Annotated in this window: 3 protein-coding genes; 1 reads left to right on the top strand and 2 read right to left on the bottom strand. The window is 29.1% G+C overall.

All coding sequences use genetic code 11. The features are described 5' to 3' along the window. Positions 1-217: 217 nt before the first annotated feature. The gene (locus ACFQ1R_RS11700) at positions 218-769 is read right to left on the bottom strand and encodes a hypothetical protein (protein WP_379926411.1); all 552 of its coding nucleotides are present in this window, start codon (positions 767-769) and stop codon (positions 218-220) included. Positions 770-825: 56 nt separating this feature from the next. Between ACFQ1R_RS11700 and ACFQ1R_RS11695 the strand changes: the two genes are divergently transcribed. Beyond that, positions 826-1,137 (top strand): hypothetical protein, encoded by a 312-nt coding sequence (locus ACFQ1R_RS11695; protein WP_379926410.1) that lies wholly within the window; start codon positions 826-828, stop codon positions 1,135-1,137. Here the strand turns inward: ACFQ1R_RS11695 and ACFQ1R_RS11690 are convergent. Beyond that, entirely contained in the window at positions 1,127-1,384 is a 258-nt protein-coding gene (locus ACFQ1R_RS11690; protein WP_379926409.1) for a hypothetical protein, read from the bottom strand. The two genes, ACFQ1R_RS11695 and ACFQ1R_RS11690, sit on opposite strands and share 11 nt — an antisense overlap. Positions 1,385-1,535: the final 151 nt, after the last annotated feature.

Below are 1,535 nucleotides of genomic sequence, written 5' to 3'. Positions count from 1 at the left end.
TTGAGTAAATCCAAATCAAAAACGGAATTCCTAACCAAAATAACCAGAACAATTCTTTCGGATTTTTACTTAAATATTCTCTTGTCATTTTTGTGTTCAGGTTTTTTCTGAAATTGTGGGCAACGTATTGGTATAAGAATAGTGCGCCAATTAAAAAAAGTCACATTCATAACCTATAACATCGTAGCGCATTATTTTTATACGGTGTTGTGTTTAGTTATTGCTGAATGTTTATTGAATCTGTTTTCAGTTTTTTTTCATTTATTTGGTCATTTGTACGGTCTAAGGCTTTTTTTATTTCTTGTTGCGGCGGTGCTATTGGTTCGATGATTGTGCTTTGGTTATTTTGAAAAACCATTGTTATAAACATCCCGAACAATGCGCCAAAAATACCTGCTAAAATATTTTTCTTAAAATCTAACGATTGTACAATATATTTTTGCTTGTGCCAATTTATATAAAATTCTTGAAACCAGTTTAATTTAATACAATACGGTAAAGTGCCAACAATTTTTTCATGAAGTTTTAGACAAGTTATTTTGTGTGTTGCATTAGTTTTAAGTTGATTTCGGTCAAGTTTATCTATTTTTTCAATTTCAAATGTTGAGTTTATTAAAACTTCATAGTCTAATTTATTTTCATAGCCTTTACCTTCTTGTAATGGTCTAATTCCTTTGTAGGTGTTTATTTTGTTTTTATAAAATGAAATATAGTATTTATTAGAGCGATTGCTCCATGATGTAGATAAAAATATAAGTTTTGTGTTCATATAATTAATGTCAGTCGCACGCAACAGTTGCGGTTGAGTAAGGTCAGTCGAAAGTTATGTCATTAAAATCCGAAATAGAACAGTACCTTTTAGAAAATGACTTTTCTTTGTCTAAAACATACCTTTTCGACGATGAATTTCATAAAGGTGAAATGCTTATATATATTCATAATAAAACAAAATCCGATACAGTTATACTTAATACTGAAATAAATGAAAAATGTGTATCAGTAGATTTAGAGAATAATCATAGTGGTGAAAAATACCGTTATGCTTCAAGATACATTGTCAACACAATAAATGAGTTTGTGTTTTTAATAACACATTCCACACGTTCTTTTCTGTGTGATGAAAAAATCATTTTCTAAATTTCAACCTGTCTATTTCATCTGTCATATCTTGTTTAAAACTCTTTTTACTTTCTTTAAAACTATCAATTCCAAGTTTTCTTTTTGTGTTGTTTAAATCTTTAACATATTGCTGGTTCGGTATTTCAGAACCATGCTCGTTATTCAATTCTGAATTTATCATTTCATACAGTTCATCTGGCTTGTTTTTATAGGTCAATCTGTATATAACTCCTTCTAAATGCTTTATCTTCTGGTCTTTACTCATGTGTAGGTGGTTTTTAATTAAACACAACGTTTTGTATAATTTTTAGTTGCGTGGATTAGGTACTAAAATAGCAAAAAAACGCAAGCCAAAGGAAAAATCCGCAGGATTTTTCCGATTAAGTAACTACAAGCAATTAAATTTATACCATGTT

Source organism: Mariniflexile jejuense (genome assembly GCF_042675665.1).
GTDB lineage: Bacteria > Bacteroidota > Bacteroidia > Flavobacteriales > Flavobacteriaceae > Mariniflexile > Mariniflexile jejuense.
Note: the sequence above shows the minus strand (reverse complement) of the source record. Positions and strands in the feature narration are given on the sequence as shown.

What these genes read in the sequence shown, in the direction of transcription:
- ACFQ1R_RS11700 (WP_379926411.1), bottom strand. Translation starts at nt 769, where the DNA reads ATGAACACAAAACTTATATTTTTATCTACATCATGGAGCAATCGCTCT.
- ACFQ1R_RS11695 (WP_379926410.1), top strand. Translation starts at nt 826, where the DNA reads ATGTCATTAAAATCCGAAATAGAACAGTACCTTTTAGAAAATGACTTT.
- ACFQ1R_RS11690 (WP_379926409.1), bottom strand. Translation starts at nt 1,384, where the DNA reads ATGAGTAAAGACCAGAAGATAAAGCATTTAGAAGGAGTTATATACAGA.